This is a genomic window from Microbacterium sp. CIAB417 (genome assembly GCF_022788845.1).
This window is the reverse complement of record NZ_JAHZUT010000004.1, coordinates 272,107-288,655: the sequence shown is the minus strand read 5'-3', so window position 1 is coordinate 288,655 and position 16,549 is coordinate 272,107. Positions and strand designations below refer to the sequence as shown.

General features: G+C 68.7%; 15 protein-coding genes. 7 read left to right on the top strand and 8 right to left on the bottom strand.

Annotated features, from left to right (window positions below; translation table 11 throughout):
* Position 1 precedes the first annotated feature (1 nt).
* Both KYX17_RS18805 and KYX17_RS18800 read left to right on the top strand, forming a co-directional pair.
* Positions 2-1,663 (top strand): SulP family inorganic anion transporter, encoded by a 1,662-nt coding sequence (locus tag KYX17_RS18805; RefSeq protein WP_243228484.1) that lies wholly within the window; start codon positions 2-4, stop codon positions 1,661-1,663.
* Positions 1,660-2,331 (top strand): GAP family protein, encoded by a 672-nt coding sequence (locus KYX17_RS18800; RefSeq protein WP_243228483.1) that lies wholly within the window; start codon positions 1,660-1,662, stop codon positions 2,329-2,331. The genes KYX17_RS18805 and KYX17_RS18800 overlap by 4 nt, the downstream gene beginning before the upstream one ends.
* Positions 2,332-2,390: 59 nt before the next feature.
* Here the strand turns inward: KYX17_RS18800 and KYX17_RS18795 are convergent, their stop codons facing one another.
* Positions 2,391-2,777, bottom strand: coding sequence for an SHOCT domain-containing protein (locus KYX17_RS18795; RefSeq protein ID WP_243229194.1), 387 nt, complete (start codon positions 2,775-2,777; stop codon positions 2,391-2,393).
* Positions 2,778-2,815: 38 nt separating this feature from the next.
* Here KYX17_RS18795 and KYX17_RS18790 point away from each other — a divergent pair, with 38 nt between their 5' ends.
* Positions 2,816-3,859 carry an FUSC family protein gene (locus KYX17_RS18790; RefSeq protein WP_243228482.1) on the top strand — a complete coding sequence of 348 codons (1,044 nt, stop codon included), beginning with the start codon at positions 2,816-2,818 and terminating at the stop codon, positions 3,857-3,859.
* On the opposite strand, the gene KYX17_RS18785 is transcribed toward KYX17_RS18790, so the two are convergent.
* The 5 genes from KYX17_RS18785 to KYX17_RS18765 are packed head-to-tail and all read right to left on the bottom strand — an operon-like array spanning position 3,860 to position 9,717.
* Positions 3,860-4,039: a hypothetical protein gene (locus KYX17_RS18785; protein ID WP_243228481.1), complete on the bottom strand. Its 180-nt coding sequence runs from the start codon at positions 4,037-4,039 to the stop codon at positions 3,860-3,862.
* Between the two features lie 27 nt (positions 4,040-4,066).
* Positions 4,067-6,484, bottom strand: a complete 2,418-nt coding sequence (locus KYX17_RS18780; protein WP_243228480.1) for a TIM-barrel domain-containing protein — start codon at positions 6,482-6,484, stop codon at positions 4,067-4,069.
* Positions 6,485-6,486: 2 nt separating this feature from the next.
* Positions 6,487-7,302, bottom strand: a complete 816-nt coding sequence (locus KYX17_RS18775) for a carbohydrate ABC transporter permease (protein ID WP_243228479.1) — start codon at positions 7,300-7,302, stop codon at positions 6,487-6,489.
* A complete protein-coding gene (locus KYX17_RS18770; protein WP_243228478.1) occupies positions 7,299-8,279 on the bottom strand; it encodes a carbohydrate ABC transporter permease in 981 nt (326 codons plus the stop codon). Before KYX17_RS18770 ends, KYX17_RS18775 begins: the two co-directional genes overlap by 4 nt.
* A gap of 58 nt (positions 8,280-8,337) precedes the next feature.
* The gene (locus tag KYX17_RS18765) at positions 8,338-9,717 is read right to left on the bottom strand and encodes an extracellular solute-binding protein (protein ID WP_243228477.1); all 1,380 of its coding nucleotides are present in this window, start codon (positions 9,715-9,717) and stop codon (positions 8,338-8,340) included.
* 112 nt (positions 9,718-9,829) lie between these two features.
* Between KYX17_RS18765 and KYX17_RS18760 the strand changes: the two genes are divergently transcribed.
* Entirely contained in the window at positions 9,830-10,861 is a 1,032-nt protein-coding gene (locus KYX17_RS18760; protein ID WP_243228476.1) for a LacI family DNA-binding transcriptional regulator, read from the top strand.
* A gap of 651 nt (positions 10,862-11,512) precedes the next feature.
* Here the strand turns inward: KYX17_RS18760 and KYX17_RS18755 are convergent.
* A complete protein-coding gene (locus KYX17_RS18755) occupies positions 11,513-12,112 on the bottom strand; it encodes a dihydrofolate reductase family protein (RefSeq protein ID WP_243228475.1) in 600 nt (199 codons plus the stop codon).
* A 310-nt stretch (positions 12,113-12,422) separates the two neighbouring features.
* Between KYX17_RS18755 and KYX17_RS18750 the strand changes: the two genes are divergently transcribed.
* Together KYX17_RS18750 and KYX17_RS18745 are read left to right on the top strand one after the other, a co-directional pair.
* A complete protein-coding gene (locus KYX17_RS18750) occupies positions 12,423-12,935 on the top strand; it encodes a hypothetical protein (RefSeq protein WP_243228474.1) in 513 nt (170 codons plus the stop codon).
* Between the two features lie 136 nt (positions 12,936-13,071).
* Positions 13,072-13,536 carry a hypothetical protein gene (locus KYX17_RS18745; RefSeq protein ID WP_243228473.1) on the top strand — a complete coding sequence of 155 codons (465 nt, stop codon included), beginning with the start codon at positions 13,072-13,074 and terminating at the stop codon, positions 13,534-13,536.
* A gap of 24 nt (positions 13,537-13,560) precedes the next feature.
* Here KYX17_RS18745 and dnaB read toward each other — a convergent pair whose 3' ends face one another.
* Positions 13,561-14,952: a replicative DNA helicase gene (gene dnaB / locus KYX17_RS18740; protein ID WP_243228472.1), complete on the bottom strand. Its 1,392-nt coding sequence runs from the start codon at positions 14,950-14,952 to the stop codon at positions 13,561-13,563.
* A 503-nt stretch (positions 14,953-15,455) separates the two neighbouring features.
* On the opposite strand from dnaB, the gene KYX17_RS18735 reads away from it, so the two are divergent.
* Positions 15,456-16,529 carry a hypothetical protein gene (locus KYX17_RS18735; RefSeq protein WP_243228471.1) on the top strand — a complete coding sequence of 358 codons (1,074 nt, stop codon included), beginning with the start codon at positions 15,456-15,458 and terminating at the stop codon, positions 16,527-16,529.
* The last annotated feature ends 20 nt before the right edge of the window (positions 16,530-16,549 follow it).

The window sequence follows — 16,549 nt, the reverse complement described above, 5'->3', positions numbered from 1 at the left end:
GATGCAGCGCCCCTTGGCAGGTCTCACGCCGAAGAACCTGGCGTCCGAGCTCACGGCGGGCGTCACCCTGCTCGCGATCGCGATCCCGCTGAACATCGGCTACGCCCAGATCGCCGGGCTCCCCCCGACCGCCGGGCTCTACGCGTTGATCGTCCCCACGGTGATCTACGCCCTCGTGGTGTCCTCGCGTCAGCTCGTCGCCTCTCCGGATGCCGCGGCCGCCGCCCTGGTCGCCTCCTCGGTCGGGGGTCTCGCCACGGCGGGGAGCGCCGACTACGCGACGCTCGCCATGGCGCAGGCGATCATCTGCGGCATCATGTTCGTCCTGCTGGCGGTCTTCAAGCTCGGATTCCTGGCGAACTTCCTCTCCAAGCCGATCCTCGTCGGATTCGTGGGCGGCCTTGCTCTGGACATCATGGTGAGCCAGATCGCGAAGATGCTCGGGGTGAAGATCGAATCGGGCGGGGAGTTCCCCGAGAAGGTCGTCGGCCTGGTCACGGGCATCGGCACGCTCAACGGGTGGTCGGTGCTGATCTCGGCCGCCTCCGTGGCCGTGCTGCTGATCGGACGCCGCTACCTGCGCGCCGTGCCCTGGGCGCTGATCGTGCTCGTGCTCGCCACGGTCGTCGTGGTCATGAGCGGCCTGGATCAGAAGGGGGTGGACGTGCTCGGCGAGGTGCCGGCCGGCGCCCCGGCGTTCACCTGGCCGATGATCGACTGGACCACGTGGCTGGCGCTGATCCCCTCGGCGATCGCGCTGACCCTCGTGACGACGGCCGAGGGTCTGCTCGTCTCGCGCTCGTACTCCGAGAAGCACGGCTATCCCTTCCACGCGAACCGCGACCTGATGGCGTTCGGCGTCGCCAACATCGCCGCCGGCGCCCAGGGCAGCTTCGCGGTGGGCTCCTCCACGTCGCGCACCGCGGCGATGGATCAGGCCGGCTCGCGGACGCAGCTGCCCTCTCTCGTGCTCGCCGTCGGCACGCTCCTGCTGCTTCTGTTCGGCACCGAGCTGCTGGCGGACATCCCGTCGCCCGTCATCGGTGCCATCGTCGGGGTCGCGGTCATCCCCCTGCTCGGCATCCGCGAGTTCATCGACCTGTGGCGCGCCGACCGCTTCGAGTTCATCATCGGCACGATCTGCTTCCTCGTGACGCTGTTCGTCGGCTCGATCCCCGGCATCCTCGTCGCCTTCGTCCTGGCGCTCATCAACATCGCCAAGCGGGCCGCCAACCCGGCGATCGACGTGCTGGAGACCTCGGGAGACCCTGCGGAGTCGCTGCTCGAGGACGCGCCGGCCGGCACCGTCACGGCCCCCGGTGTCATCGTGATCCGGATGGCTGCTCCGCTGTTCTTCGCGAACGGAGCGGTGTTCACGACGGCCGTCAAGGACGCGATCACCGCTGCGGGTGACGGCGCGGTCGAGCATCTGGTGATCGACATGGAGGCCGTCACCGACATCGACGTGACCGGGGCCGAATCGTTCACCGCCCTGAAGGAATGGCTGGCCGACGAGCGGATCACGCTCGCGTTCAGCCGCGTGCGGCCGAGCACGAGGCGGCGCCTGGCTCGGCTCGAGCTCCTCGACGACGAGAAGGTCTACGCCACCAACCGTGCGGCGATCGTCGATCTCACCGGCACCGTCCCGGAAGGCACGTCGTGAACTCCGTCATCGGCGAGATCCTGCCGCTCGCGCTCGGTGTGGCGATCAGCCCGATCCCGATCATCGCCGCGATCCTCATGCTGCTGTCGCCGCGGGCGCGCGTCACGAGCGTGGGCTTCCTGCTGGGCTGGCTCGTCGGCATCGTCGCCGCCGTCACGGTCTTCACGCTGCTGTCCTCCGTCCTCCCGGATGAGGATCCGGATGCCTCGCGACCCATCCGCGGCGTCATCCAGCTCGTCCTCGGCGCCCTGCTGCTCCTGCTCGCCCTGAAGCAGTGGCGCGGCCGGCCCCGGGCCGGCGAGGAGCCGAAGCTGCCCGGATGGATGCAGGCGATCGACAGCGTCTCGTTCGTCGGCGCCGCAGGCCTGGGTCTGCTGCTGTCCGCGCTGAATCCGAAGAACCTCATCATGGCCGCCGGCGCCGGCACGGACATCGGCTCGGCGGATCTGTCCACCGGCTCGATCGTCGGCGTCATCGCGATCTTCACGGTGATCGCGGCATCCACCGTGCTGGTCCCCGTCGTCGGCTATCTCATCGCGGCCGACCGGCTGGGGCGGGTGCTGGATGCCCTGCGGGACTGGCTCGCGAAGGAGAACGCCGTGATCATGGCGGTCCTGCTGCTCGTCATCGGCGTCTCGATGGTCGGCAAGGGCATCGGGAGCTTCTGAGCCGGAGACGACCGAGGGGGCGATCCGGATCGGATCGCCCCCTCGTCTCGTCGCTTCGGTCAGCTCAGAGCCTTGGCCTTGAGCTGGGCGTAGTCCTCGGCGGTGATGGCTCCGGAGTCGAGCAGCGCCTTCGCCTTGGCGATCTCGTCGGCCGCGCTCGAGCCCGCGACCTGCTGGATGTACGCGTCGGTCGCGTCCTTCGCCTGTCGGGCCTCCGCCGCGCCGCGCTCGGCCATGCCGCTGCCCCGCGCGATCAGGTAGACGAGCGCGGTGAGGAACGGGACGAAGATCAGGAAGAGGATCCAGACGGCCTTCCACCACCCGTTCAGCTTCCGGTCCCGGAAGAGGTCTCCGATGATGGCGAACAGCGCGAACAGGTAGGCGATGAAGGCGAATGCCCAGACGAACCACCAGATGATGTCCCAGAAAGAACTCCAGAAGCCCATGATGAACCTTTCGATCATGCCGCCGCGGTTCGCAGCGGATGCTCGAACGCTATCGTTTCCGCACGCTCCGCGTCCACGGTTCGCTGCGCGTGTATAACGGTCTCATGCGGATGCCGGCCGGGTTGACGTGGCAGTGGTCGCGCTTCGTGCTCGGTGCGCTGTTCGCCCTGCCGGGCATTCTCGTGGCGCCGTTCTCGCCCACCGCGGGACTCGCACTGGCGATCGGCGTGCTCCCGGCCGCGGCGTACGGCCTGCCGTCGCGACGCCGCCGGCGGGCCGTGCTCCCTCTCGTCGGCGTGCTGAGCGCTCTGGGGCTGCTGCTGGGCTCGACGCTGACCCGCGCGCCGGCCGTCGCGGTCGTCGCGCTGCTGGTCCTGTCGGTCGGCGCAAGCCTCAGCACCGCCCGCGGCCCGTTCGGACGCCTCCTGCTGGCGCTCGTACTGCCGCTGGTCGGGATCGGGCTGAGCTTCCCGGATCTCGGGCTGACCCTCGTGGCCGCGGGGTGCATCGTGGCGGGGTCTGTCTACGCCTGGCTCGTGTCGCTGCTGTGGCCGGAACGCGACGAACCACTGCCGCCGGCGCCGGAGACCGCCAGGGGTGCGGACCTGCTCGGCTACGGGATCCTGCTGGGGCTCGCCGCCGCCATCGCCGCCGCCATCGGTTACCTCCTCGGTCTCGAGCACGTCGGGTGGGCGACCGGCACCGTGCTGCTCGTCATGCGCCCGGCGCGCGGGCAGGTGATCCTGCGCAGCGCGGGACGTTCGGCATCCGTCTTCCTCGGCGCTCTCGCCGCGATGGTGGTGACCCTGTTCGACCCGGGCGGAATCCTGATAGCCGTGCTGATCGCGGTGGCGATCGGCGCCATGAGCGCCATGCGGGAGAGCCGGTGGTACGTCGCGCCGGCGTTCACCACGATCGTCGTCCTGACGCTGATCCTGTCGACGTCGACCTCGTCGCCGGGCGCGCGGTTCCTGGAGCGCACGGTCGAGACGCTGATCGGCGTCGGGCTCGCACTCACCTTCGGTGCCGCGATCCCGTCGCTGGTCGCGCTGCTGCGCGCGCAGATCTCGCGGCGGCGGTGATCAGTCCTCGCTCTTGGCGAAGACGTTGCGCAGCACGAGGAAGACGACGAGAGCGACGACGGCGACGATCGCGAGCTTGGCGACGAACCAGAGCACCGAGAACAGGACGCCGACGAGCCACCAGGCGATCGCGACCGCGACGATCACGCCGAGGATGGTCCAGATCGTGTTCTTGGTCATGGACTCAGCCTAATCGTCCGCCGGCGGTCACCAGGCCGGGAGCGCCGCCAGCTGCTCGGTCAGCGCGTCCCGCAGTTCGCGAGGGATGTCCTCTGCCGAGATCGCGTCCGCCGTGCCGCCCTCGGTGACGGCCCGCCACAGTCTCCGCTTGGTCTCGTAGCCGATGCCCGCCTGCTGCAGCAGGCCGAAGACGCGCTGCGGATCGAGAGGATCGGCAGGCACGGCGCCGCGGATCTCCAGACGGAACCCGGCGTCGAGCTCCACTGTTCCGAGGTCGATCCCCAGCCCGGCGGGGGCGAGGTCCTCGGCCTCGGCGTCGACGACCTCCGACCCGAGTCGCCGGCCGTCCTGCATCGTCACCGAATCGGCGGATCGGACGCCGGGGATCCGGACGCGCATGCGACGGGAGGACATCGGAGCGCCGGAGTGCACCGCCACCAGGGTGATGTCCGCGCGTCCGTCGTCGTGCACGTCGAGTGTCTGCGTGAACGTCACGAGCCCTCGTTCGGGTGCCGCCGCACCGTCGTCCTCGGCGAGCGCGGAGGATCCGGTGCCGGGGATCACGAGCAACTCCATCGAGGTCGGAGCGTCCCCCGCGTGCGACAGCGGTTCGGCGTCCAGGGGCACGACGGCTCCGGCCCGCGCCAGCAGCGGATACTCCTCGAGCGGACGCGTGAGCAGCGCCTCGCGCGAACCGCGGTATCGCAGCCCCGTGAAGACGTCGACCCATTCGCCCTCCGGCAGCCACGCGCGCACGGTCGCGAGCTGAGACGCGCGCTCGCGCGGGACCGTGATCGGCACGACGAGCAGGTGCTCGCCGAGGAGGTATTCGTTCGGATGCTCGTACGCGCCGTGGGCGCGGGGCGCATCGTGGTAGAGCGGACGCACGACGCTGACGTTCTCGGCGTGCGCCGCCCACGCGGCGGTGTACAGCATCGGGATCAGCCGGTGCCGCAGGCGCAGATACCGCCGCATGATCGTCGCGGCCGGCTCACCGTACGCCCACGGCTCCTTCGAGCTGAACGGGTTCGTCGAGGAGTGCAGCCGGTTGATCGGCGACAGCACGCCGAACTGCAGCCACCGCACGGCGAGCTCGACGTCGTGCTCGCCGTGCATGTGCCCGCCGATGTCATGGCTCCACCACGTGTAGCCGGCGTTCGCCGCGGTCGCGGTGAACTCGGGCTGGAACGCCAGCGACGCCCAACTGACGATCGTGTCCCCCGAGAATCCGACCGGGTACCGGTGGCCCGCGCGCTCGGTGTACCGCGAGAACGTCAGGGGGCGTCGGCCGTGCCGCGCCGAGGCGTGGAAGTGCGTGTGGTTCAGCATCCACAGCGGGTCCAGGCCGGGCAGGTGCGAATGCTCCCCCGACTGCCAGTCGATCCACCAGAAGTCCACGCCCTGGTCCTCGAGGGGGCCGAGCACGTGCTCCTGATAGGCGCTCATGAACCGGCGGGAGGCCACGTCGAACTCGATCGCGGTCCCCGCGTCGGGATCGCGTCCCATCGCCGTCGCGACAGCCGCGTAGGCGGCCTCGTGCCGACGGATGCCGTCGGCCGGATGCAGGTTGAGGGTCACCGCGAGGCCATGCGCATGCAGCTCGGAGAGGAAGCGCTCCGGATCGGGGAACAGCTCGCTGTTCCAGGTGTAGCCGGTCCATCCGGTCCCGATGGCCGGATCGACGTCCACGAGGTGCCAGTCCATGTCGATCACGGCCACGGACAGCGGGATGCCGTGCGCGCGGAACTTCGCCATGAGCGCCAGGTACTCGGGTTCGTCGTAGGCCCAGTACCGGCTCCACCAGTTGCCGAGGGCGAAACGCGGCACGAGCGGGATGGGTCCGGTGAGCGTGTGGAAGTCCCGCAGCGCCGCGGCGAAGTCGCGACCGTATCCGAAGAAGTAGAAGTCCTGACCGGCCCCCTCCCGGGGGCGGATCCAGCCGTCCTCGGCGAGGACCAGCGAGGCCGAGTCGTCGAGCACCCCGAAGCCGAACGTGGACAGGATGCCGGGTGGGATCTCGATCGCCCCGTCGACCTCGTCGAGCGTGCGCGCCGTGCTGCCGAGGTTTCCCCGCAGCGGCAGGGTCTGCGGGTAGACCTGCCCGGGCCGCCACGTCGTGTAGTGCACGTCGGTGGCTCCGGCCAGCAGGGTGATCGAGAGTCCGGCCGTGCTCGGCATCCGCTCGTCGTACCGCAGCCGCAGGCTGTCGGTGATGATCTCGATGCCCTGCTCGTCCCGCACCGTATCGAAGCGCGCGACCGGGAAGCTCCGGTTCACCACCTGCTGCGTCTTCTCGTCGACGAAGTGCTCCTCGGGATCCCACTCGACCCGGATCAGACGGTCGGTGAGCACGGTGATCCGGTATCCCGGCCCTGTCACCACCGCTCCGTCCGGGGCCGGCGCCGGGGCGCCGTCCGAGAGCGAGATCAACGATTCGTCCTGCATTCTCAACCCTTCAGCGCCGCACTCGCCGCACCGGCGATGAACCGGCGCTGGAACACGATGTAGACGATCATCACCGGCACGATCGCCAGCGTCGTGGCGGCGAACAACCCGCCGTAGTCGGTGCTGTACTGCCCATTGAACGTGGTCAGGCCGACGGCCAGCACCTGCTTCTCCTCGGACGAGATCATGAGGTACGGCCAGAGGTAGTCCTCCCACACCCAGAGGAACACGAAGATCGACAGCGCTGAGATGGCGTTCACGCTCATCGGGGCGACGATGCGGTGGAAGATGAACCACTCGGATGCTCCGTCGATGCGCGCGGCCTCGAGGATCTCGTCGGGAACGGCGTCCATGCTCTGGCGCATCATGAAGATGCCGAACGCGCTGATCACGGCGGGGATGATGATCGACGCCCAGCTGTCCGTGAGGCCGGCGGCGCGGAACATGGTGTACCGCGGAATGATGACGACCGCCCACGTGACCATCATGGTCGACAGGATGACCGCGAACAGCGCCCCTCGGCCCCGGAAGCGGTACTTGGAGAACACGAAGCCGCCGACGAGGCTGGTGTAGACGGACAGCGCAGTGATCGTCACCGACAGGAAGACGCTGTTGAAGAACAGCCGGAAGAAGTCGAGCTTGGTCTGGATCGAGACGAAGTTCTCCAGCGTCCAGTCTCGCGGCCAGAACGTCTGCTCGAATCCGACGATCTCGGCGTTGGACTTGAAGGCCGACAGGATCATCCAGAAGAACGGCAGCACGATGATGAGGCCGACGACGAGCAGCACGGCGTTCAGAGCGAAGACGCGCACCTTCATGAGGGGCTCCCTTCGGTCTTCGCGGCGCGACGGCGTCGACGCGGGACGTCCAGTGCGGACTGGTTCATTCGCCAGGAGGCGGCGGTCAGCAGGGCCGTGACGACCAGCAGCACGAACGCGATGGCGGAGGCGTAGCCGAAGTCGTACTTCACGAACGCCTGCTCGTAGATCATGAACGAGATGAGCTGCGTCGAGGTCCCGGGGCCCCCGTTCGTCATCACCAGGACCTGCACGAAGGCCTGCAGATAGCCGATCATCGATGTGATGACGACGAAGAAGAGCATCGGCCGCAGCAGGGGCAGGGTCACGTGCCAGAACGTCCGCCAGGCGCTCGCCCCGTCGACGGATGCCGCCTCGAGCACGTCCTCGGGGATCGCGTAGAGACCGGCGAGGAAGAGGATGACGGCAAAGCCGAAGTCCTTCCAGATCGTCATGATGACGATCGCGAGCAGCGAGTATCGCGGATCGAACAGCCAGTTGATGTCGAGGCCGAAGACGGTGTTGATGGCGCCGAACTGCGGGTTGTACATCAGCTTCCACAGGAACGCGACGGCCACGAGGGGCATCACGGTCGGCAGGTAGAAGACGGTGCGGAAGAACGTGCGCCACCGGCTCAGCTTCGAGAACAGCGCGTAGGCGATGGCGAGGCCGAGCACGATGCGCCCGACGATCGCGAGGACGCCGAACACGAGGGTGTTCACGGAGGCGCGCCAGAACGTCGCATCGGCGAACAGCTCGGTGTAGTTGTCGACTCCGGTGAAGTCGAAGGTGCCGTTGAGCGGGTTCCAGTCGTGGAAGCTGCCGACGAACGCGATGCCGATGGGGATCAGCAGCAGCACCACGATGGCGGCCATGATGACGCCGACGGTGAGGTTGCGCAGCCACAGCTCGCTCGCGGGCTTCTTGATGCGCCGCGTCGTCTGCGGCACCGGGGCCGTGTCCGGCACGGCGGGACGCGTGGAGGTCTGGGTGGTCATTGCCGGTGCCGCTCCCGGCCGCCGTCGAGACGGCCGGGAGCGCTCCTTCCTGCGAGGTTCAGTCGGCGGTGTAGAACGGGTAGAGACTCTCGGCCGAGCTGAAGTCCTTGCCGTCCAGGTCCTTCTCGATCGTCTGCTGCGCCGTCGCCAGCGCGTCCTCGGGGGCGACGCCGTTGAAGAGTATCTCCTCCCACATGGTCGCCGTCGAGGTCTCGAAGGTCGCGGGGATCGGACCCGGCCAGATGTACCGCTCGATGTCGCCGAATGCGGCGAGCGCCGGATCTTCCGTGAAGGCGGGGTCGTCCGCGATCGGCTTGTAGGCCGGGAAGATGCTGAAGCTCAGCGCCAGCTCCTTCATGGACTCCGCGTCGGTGAGGTAGTAGCGCAGGAAGTCCTGGGCCACCTCCTTCTCGGCGTCGTCCGCACCCGCGTTGATGCCGAAGGTCGACTCGCCGTTGTAGCGGTCGAACGCGTACGGCGTCTCCCCTGCCGTCGGGACCGGCGTCTGGAACGCGCTCCAGGGCAGGTCAGGGTAGTCGTTGCGCAGCGTTCCGGAGAACCAGCCCCACGCGTAGATCATCGCCGACTGACCCTGGCCGAAGCTCTCGGTGGCCGAGGCGCCGAAGTTCGCGTCGCCCGATCCGTCCGCGTAGATGTCGAGGAAGCGGTTGATGACCTCGAGGTTCGCCTCGTTGTCGACCGTTGGCGTGCTGCCGTCGGCGGCGAAGAGGTTCTGGCCGAGCTGGTAGGCCATGCCCATCTGCAGCGCCTGGCCGGTCCCGTTGAAGTTGAAGCCCGCCTGGCGCAGCTCGTCGCCCTCGCGGACGGTGAGCTTCTTCGCGACCTCGCGCAGCTCGTCCCACGTCTCGGGGATGTCGGCGTCGGTCAGCCCCGCCGCCTCCCACATGTCGGTGTTGTAGTAGATCGACCCGCTCATGAGACCGAGGTCGACGTAGTAGGTCTCCCCGTCGATGACGTGGGCGGCGGCGCCCGTGTAGTCGGCCTCGAGGTCGGCCGCGTCGATGTCGTACGGCTCCATGTTCGCGATGAGGTTGTCGTGCTGGGAGTTGTGCACGTTGAAGATCGCAGGTCCCCCGCCGGACTGCAGCTCGAGAGGGAGCTTGGTCCAGTAGTCCTCCCACGGCTGGTTCACGACCGTGATCGTGACGTTCGGGTGGATCTCCTGGTACGCGTCCGCGATGGCCTGGAACTGCTCGATGTTGCTCCACGCCCACCATTCGAGCTCGATGGGCTTGCCGTCGTTGACGAGGGTGTTCGGGTCGTACGTGACGTTGACGCCCGCGACGGGCAGGCCCTTGTCGGCCTCGGTGTCCTCGACACCGGCGCTGCCGCTCGTGCACGCGGTCAACGACACTGCGACGACGGCGGCCGCGCCGATCGCCACCGTCCCGCGTGCGCGCCTCGCTGATCGAATCATCAGGACTCCTTTGTCTGGTTTACCGGTATACCTTTACCGGTAAACTATGATGCATCAGGAGACGACGGCCCGTCAAGGGCAGGATGTCCGGAGATGACGAGGGGGATCCGACATGGTGACGATCGCGGACATCGCCCGCGTGTGCGGGGTGTCGAAGATGACCGTGTCGAACGTGCTCAACGGCCGGGACGAACGGGTCTCCGCGGCGACGAAGAAGAAGGTCCTGGATGCCGCAGCCGAGCTGAACTATCAGCCCAGCGCCGCCGCCCGATCGCTCTCCGTCGCCCGGAGCGAGATCATCTCGCTCGTGTACTACGCGGCGGCCGAGGGAGATCTCGGCCTGTCGAACCCGCATGACGCGATGCTGCTCGGCGAGATCGAGCGGCACGTCAGTGCGGCCGGCAAGCATCTCATGATCCACGCGGCGACGGATGCGGCCGACACGGCGCGGCGCCTGCGATCGTGGAACGTGGACGGCGCCGTCTTCCTCGGCGTGCTCGCGGACGAGGTCGAGCAACTGCGGAGCCATCAGGACGTCCCGATGGTGTTCATCGACGCGTACACGGATGCCGCCGTCTCGACGGTCGGCATCGACGACGCTCTCGGCAGTCACGAGGCGACCCGGCACCTGCTCGCGGCGGGTCACCGATCGATCGCCTTCGTCGGCCCGGGGGCGACGAGCGCGGGCGTCATCAACGCGCGGTTCGCCGGCTTCTCGCGCGCGCTGGCGGGCGAAGGCATCGACCCGGACGGGATGCGCGTGATCGCGAATCTCACGTTCGCGGATGCGGATGCCGCGGCCGACGACCTGCTCGAGCATTCCGCGGGGTTCACCGCTGCCGTGGTGACGGCCGACATCCTCGCGATCGGCCTCATCAAGGCCTTCGCACGCCGCGGCATCCGCGTCCCGGAGGACTTCTCGCTCGTCGGCTTCGACGACCTGCCCATGGCCGACATGGTGACGCCGTCTCTCACGACCGTGCGTCAGGACATCGCCGAGAAGGCGCGCGCCACCGTCGAACTCCTGATGGAGCAGCTCGACGGGCGACGCGATCCTCGACGGATCGTTCTCGACCCGGTGCTGGTGACGCGGGAGTCGGTGGCGTCTCCGCGAGACGGAGGGGCACCGGCGCGTCGACCGTGAACCGCGGGTGAACGTCCGGGGAAGCCTGCCTCCATCCTGCAGCGTCCTCCCCCGGAGCCGTGATCGGTAGTTCGACGGCGTGCTCTGATGGAGTCATGAGCCTCACCGATCCGGACGCGGAACGACGGCGACGGGATGCCGAGGTGCCGACCGCGGGTCGTCTCGTCCTCCCCGCTCTCGTCGCCTTCCTGCAGCCCGCGCTCGCGACGATCGCCATGAGCGGGATGGTGGCCAACGCGATGGACGACGTCTTCGACGGCACCAGCGTCGTCGCGCTCGTGATCGCCTTCCCCGGCACCGGGGCGACCGTCTTCGCGATCATGCGATGGGCGGCGCTCTCCCTCCGCAACCCCGGCCTGCCGGGCCTCATGGCACCTCTGGGGCTGGCGGCGCTCGGCGCGGCGGCCGGCCTCAGCGTGGCGGCTCCGCCACCGGCGTGGGTTCAGGCTCCCGCCGCGAACCTGGGCGTCGTGCTGCTCGGCATCCTGGGCGTGCTGCTCCTCGGCCTCGCCCTGTTCGCGCGCGGCTCCCGGCTGCGGCGCCGGGCCCTCGACGACGAGATCATGCGCACCTCCCGCCCCGTGACCGGCGTGGTCACGAACAAGGGGTACACCCTGCCGGCGACCGAGGCGAGTGCGATCCTGACGACGGTCACGTACGCGTTCCCGGATGCCGCGGGCACGCGCCGATTCGTCCGCAAGAGCGAGAGCATCCCGATGACGGACCCCCTCGTGGACGGCGCCCGTCGAAGGTGCGCGATTCGACGAGCTCGAGGCGCACATCGGGGTAGCCGTCGAAGATGCGATCGCGTCCGGTCGCGCCGGTGATGACGGGGAAGATCACGACGCGGTACCGATCGACGAGGCCTGCCTCCAGCAGCGAACGGCACAGCGCCACGCTGCCGAGCGTGCGCAGCGGGCGGTCCGATTCGCGCTTGAGGTTCCGCACGAACTCGATCGCGTCCGTGCGGACCAGCGTGGAGTTCTCCCAGGACAGAGGCTCCTCGAGCGAGGAGGAGAACACGTACTTCCGGATCGGATCGAGCACATCCGTTCCCGGCTCGCCGCTCGCGGTCAGCTCCGACATGAGGCGATAGGTCGTCGCTCCCATGAGGAGAGGATCATCCTTCTCCGGTGAGGTGTCGAGCCACGACAGGTACTCGGGACCCTCGATGCCCCACAGCCCCGGCCATCCCTCGGCCGCGCCGTACCCGTCGAGGGAGCAGATGAAGTCGATCGTCAGCTTCGCCATCGTTGCCTCCTTGGCCCCGCGCAGGAGTCTAGGTCGGCGTCGGGTGGGAGCGGAAGGCCACCCGGCATCCCGGCCTCCGACAGGGCGGCGCTTCCACGGCGGCCCGGGGCGGCCGTGAAAGACTGAGGGCCCACCGCTTCCCAGGAGTACCGATGACACGCGCCCCGTCGAGGAGTCGGCGCCGAGCCGCACTCGTGATCGCCGCCGCATGCGGGCTCGCGGCTGTCGGCTTCGGTCTCATGACCGCGGGACGATCGCCCGCGTCGACGCCGAGCTCATCCGCCTCACCGCGATCGGCCCGGATTCGCGCGTGACCGACGAGGTCCCCATAGACGCCGACACCGCCATCCGGATTCCCGGCGAGGAACTGCCCGCGGGCCGAGTCGTGCGTGGCGCGGGCGCGGATGCCACCGGCGAGGTCGTCGAGTTCCACGATCCCATCGCTTTCTACCGCGAGTACGAGGGCGGCGGCGCGCTGCCGGAGACCACGGACAGCTTCGGACACCGCACGGCGGCTCAGGGCACCTCCGACGAGGTCGTGAAGGTCGATGACGCCACCGTGTCGCGGATCTTCCCCGCCTACAACCAGAACACCTCCACCGACGAGCGGGTGCCGGCCTGGGACCTCCGGTTCGACCTCGCTGCCGCGCACGCCCAGGGTCGCACCAACCTTCCGCTGCCCCTGTCCTGGTACGCCTCGCCGTTCGCCCACACGCTCGACGCGGCGGCGCCCTGGCTGCTGGGAGCGAGCATCGTGACGGGCGCGGTCGCGCTCGTCATCGCCCGTCGGAACCGCAGCGACGACGGGCTGCTGCGCACCTGACAGCGATGCGGCTCGGTCCGGGGCGTTTCGCCTCGAGTGCGGGCCGGTTCGAGCGGGCGCGGGCGCAGGGTGCGTTGATCAAGGTGGTACTGCGGGGCTGAAGTTGTTGCGGTCCATCCCCGATAGAGTCTTGGACGTGCGCGAGGAGCATCTGTTCGGTATCCGCCTGTACCCGGCGACAGTGAGCGCAGACGTCGTTTCCGGAACGCGCGAGATCGGCAGTGTCCACGATGGAGAGTTCCTGGTCATGGAGGACAGTGACGGGACGACATCGGTGTATGACGTTGCGACAGGCGAGTGCTTACCGCTCAACCGCGACCGGCGAGCCACCGAAGGCTTCCTTGAGGCTTTCGCGGAGTATCTGAGCTCCGGGCCGCCTGCCCCGACGCCGGTGACGATGACGGCTGAACAGGCCGCTGAGCGTCTTCGTGCTTTCCGGGAGGGGCAGGTTCGTCCTCGCATCCTCGCAGGCAATGGGCTCTCTCACCGCACACGGCTGAGGAGGCTCCGAAAGCGGCTGCACGCCATCGACAGCACCGCGACCGGGCCGGACTCATGGTGGAGCGGCCTCATCGAAGAAGCGGAGAACGACCTGCTCTGAGCGGCGTCAAACTGAGCTGGTGCCCTAGTTGAAGTCGCCGCCACCGCCGCCGAAGTCGCCGGGTGCCATGTCCGCGAAGCGCGAGTAGTGGCCCTGGAACGCCACCTGGATCGTCGCGGTCGGGCCGTTGCGGTGCTTGGCGACGATCAGGTCGGCCTCGCCGGGGCGCACATCCTTGTCGTAGACGGAGTCGCGGTGCAGCAGGATGACCATGTCGGCGTCCTGCTCGATCGAGCCCGATTCGCGCAGATCGCTGATCGCGGGCTTCTTGTCCTGGCGCTGCTCCGGTCCTCGGTTCAGCTGGGACAGGGCGATCACGGGAACCTGCAGCTCCTTGGCGATGAGCTTCAGGCTTCGCGAGAATTCCGAGACCTCCTGCTGACGCGATTCGACGCGCTTGCCGCTCGTCATGAGCTGGAGGTAGTCGATGATCACCATCTTGAGGCCGGCGCGCTGCTTGAGGCGTCGGCACTTGGCGCGGATCTCGACGAGCGTCATGTTCGGGCTGTCGTCGATGTACAGCGGCGCGTCGTTGATGCGGCCGCGGGTCGCGGCGACGGTGGTCCAGTCGCGGGGGTCGAGCGTGCCCTTGCGGAGGTTCTGCAGCGGCACCGCGCCCTCGGCGCTGAGCAGGCGCATCGCGATCTCGGCCTTGCCCATCTCGAGCGAGAAGAAGATCGACGGCTCGTTGTGCCCGATCGACGCGGCGCGGGCGAAGTCCAGGGCCAGCGTCGACTTGCCCATGGCGGGCCGCGCCGCGACGACGATCATCTGCCCGCCGTGCAGGCCGTTGGTGAGCTCGTCCAGTTCCTTGAAGCCGGTCGGGATGCCGGTCATCGACCCGTCTCGGCCGCTGGCCGCCTCGATCTCCTCGACCGCGGCATCCACCGCGACGGTCAGCGGGACGTAGTCCTCGGCCGTCTCGGATCCGGTCACCGAGTAGATCTCGGCCTGCGCGTTGTTCACGAGGTCCGTGGCGTCGCCCTGGCCGTCGTAGCCGAGTTGGACGATCCGCGTTCCGGCGTCGACCAGGCGGCGCAGGATCGCACGCTCCGAGACGATGCCGGCGTAGTACCCGGCGTTCGCCGCGGTCGGCACGATCGAGGTGAGCGTGTGCAGGTAGTCGGCACCGCCGGCCCGGCCGAGCTCGCCGGTCTTGATGAGCTCGTCCGTCACCGCGACGACGTCGGTCGGCTCGCCGTGGGAGTACAGCGAGAGGATGGCCTCGTAGATCAGCTCGTGCTTGGGAACGTAGAAGTCGGCGCCTTTGAGCGTCTCGATGACGTCGGCCACAGCATCCTTCGACAGGAGCATGCCGCCCAGAGCGCTCTGCTCGGCGAGCAGGTCATGAGGCGGCGTCCGCTCCGGCGGCCGCTGTGCCCCGAGGCGCTCTTCCGAGATGTCGGCGATCGACACAGGGCTCCCTTCGGTGCGGTGGACGGTGCGGGCCCGAAGCCCTGCGGCGACGGCATCCGCCGGCGGAACACAGCGAACCACCCACCTCGGACATCGCGTCGCCCGATAACGCTAGAAGCGCCGTTGTCCACATGCAAGACGCCCTGTGGATAACTCTGTGGAGAGCTTGCGGAGAACGTCGGAGTGTCTGTGTAGAACGATTGTGGATAAGCCTGTGAAACACAGTTTCAGGGCACTTTTTTATGCGCCTGGACCGGGACTTTTCGCAGTCCCCAGCCTGTGGATGAGATTCAGTTTCAAGAGCCGGTTTAAGGTTTCCCCTCCGCGGTCGACATGTGTACAACCTGGGGAAAGTCAAGTCCGGATCCTGCCGGGCGCGTCACCGCGCGACACGCCGCGAAACACACGAAGACGCTCTGGACACGCATCCGACCCTCGGAGTAGTCTCGGCGCATCGGCGCAGGGTGCGTCGACAGCGTTTTCCTTCGGAGGGGGAGGTGAACGTGCCCGCGACATCAGCTCGACGCCGCCTGTCTTCCGGCGTCCTGTGGGGTGCGTTCGGCGTCCTCGCGTGGGCGGGCATCACCCTCCTGACCGGCACCGGGACCGCACACGCTGCGGATGAGGAGCCGGATGCTCCCCGCGCGCCCCTCACGTCGCTCGTGACCGGCGTCGCTGACACGCTCGGCACGGTCACCGAACCGGTCGCCGCGGCCGTCGAGCCGGTTGTCACCCAGGTCGTGAAGCCGGTCGTCACCCAGGTCGTCAAGCCCGTGGTCACTCAGGTGGTCAAGCCCGCGGTGGAGGACGTCGCGGAACCCGTCACGTCCAGCGTGCCCGAAGTCGTCGACACCGTCACCGACACCGTCGCAGAGGTTCCCGTCGCCGGCGACGTCGCCGCCCCCGTGCTCGAGACCGCCGGGGACGCCGTGACCGCCGTGACCGCGCCGGTCACGGATCTGGTGCAGGACGACCCGGTGTCGCGGATCACGGAACCCGTCCTCGACCTCGTCACCGGGTTGCCGATCGTCGGGGGCATCGTGGCGGAATCCGGCCTCGGCGGCCTCCTGGACGAGGTCGTGTCGGTCGTGGACGAGACGACCGACGTGGTCGGCGGCGTCCTGGATGACACGGTTCCCGGCGTGGTCGACGGTCTCATGCCCGCGCACCCGACCGTTCCGGGCCCGTCACCCGAGACGCCCGTCGTCGTGCCGGCATCTCCGCGCACCCACCCGCTTCCCGCTGTCGTGCTGTCGTCTGCGACTTCCTCCCGGGCGACGGCGCCGGTGGCGGATGCCGCGGCGTCCGCCGCTCTGCCTGCCGAGATCTCCGGCGTCGCCGCCGCGCCCGCCGAGGCCGGCACCGACGGGCCCGCGAGCCTTCCCTCCGCTTCTCCGCCGGGTTCCGCCCCGGCACCGACGTCCTCCGCCGGTCACGGCGGGGGATCCCCTACGGACGGCGCGCGCGTGAGCGATGCCGTCTCCGAGCTGCTTCGTGCCGGGAAGCAGCTCCACCCCGCCCCGGCTGACGACCTGCCGTCGTCTCCGGTCGCGGAGACCGACGTCTCTCCTGACTGATCGGTGATCACGTCGTCCCC

Coding starts and splice junctions, on each gene's coding strand:
- KYX17_RS18785 (WP_243228481.1), bottom strand. CDS start 4,039: ATGACCAAGAACACGATCTGGACCATCCTCGGCGTGATCGTCGCGGTC.
- KYX17_RS18780 (WP_243228480.1), bottom strand. CDS start 6,484: ATGCAGGACGAATCGTTGATCTCGCTCTCGGACGGCGCCCCGGCGCCG.
- KYX17_RS18805 (WP_243228484.1), top strand. CDS start 2: ATGCAGCGCCCCTTGGCAGGTCTCACGCCGAAGAACCTGGCGTCCGAG.
- KYX17_RS18765 (WP_243228477.1), bottom strand. CDS start 9,717: ATGATTCGATCAGCGAGGCGCGCACGCGGGACGGTGGCGATCGGCGCG.
- KYX17_RS18795 (WP_243229194.1), bottom strand. CDS start 2,777: ATGGGCTTCTGGAGTTCTTTCTGGGACATCATCTGGTGGTTCGTCTGG.
- KYX17_RS18760 (WP_243228476.1), top strand. CDS start 9,830: ATGGTGACGATCGCGGACATCGCCCGCGTGTGCGGGGTGTCGAAGATG.
- KYX17_RS18790 (WP_243228482.1), top strand. CDS start 2,816: ATGCTCGAACGCTATCGTTTCCGCACGCTCCGCGTCCACGGTTCGCTG.
- KYX17_RS18770 (WP_243228478.1), bottom strand. CDS start 8,279: ATGACCACCCAGACCTCCACGCGTCCCGCCGTGCCGGACACGGCCCCG.
- KYX17_RS18775 (WP_243228479.1), bottom strand. CDS start 7,302: ATGAAGGTGCGCGTCTTCGCTCTGAACGCCGTGCTGCTCGTCGTCGGC.
- KYX17_RS18755 (WP_243228475.1), bottom strand. CDS start 12,112: ATGGCGAAGCTGACGATCGACTTCATCTGCTCCCTCGACGGGTACGGC.